1 protein-coding gene is annotated in these 483 nt (G+C 31.5%); it reads left to right on the top strand.

The window, feature by feature from the left end:
* Nucleotides 1-169: 169 nt before the first annotated feature.
* A partial coding sequence (locus LS73_RS09780; protein WP_138070041.1) for a restriction endonuclease subunit S occupies nucleotides 170-483 on the top strand: 314 nt, incomplete at its 3' end.

Raw genomic sequence — 483 nt, forward strand, 5'->3', positions numbered from 1 at the left:
GGTAATGGCTTAACAAAAGCAGATTTAAAAGATTTTGGAATCCCAGCTATTCACATGGGCAGATTCATACCTTTTATAATAACTTCACATATACAACAAAAGCTTTGTAAGCAAGGAAGTAGCAAAGAAGTTAAAGAAAGGTAAAAAAGATGATTTAATTATTGTTGGTGTGAGTGAGAACAAAGAAGATGTTTGTAAGGGCATTGTTTATTTGGGTAATGATGATGTTTGCATTAGTAGCGATAGCTTTGCTTTCTCTCACTTTCAAAATCCTAAGTTTATTGGTTATACTTCGCAAACTGATATTTTTAATAAATATAAAGAACAGTATGCTTATGGTGCTAAGGTTACAAGGTTAAATATAAAAGCCTTGCAAGATTTTAAAATCCCCCTACCTCCCCTAGAAATTCAAAATACAATAGTAGAGATTTTAGATAAGCTTGATTCACTTATTAATGACTTAAATCAAGGAATACCAGCAGA

Source organism: Helicobacter muridarum (assembly GCF_000765805.2).
Taxonomy (GTDB): domain Bacteria; phylum Campylobacterota; class Campylobacteria; order Campylobacterales; family Helicobacteraceae; genus Helicobacter_A; species Helicobacter_A muridarum.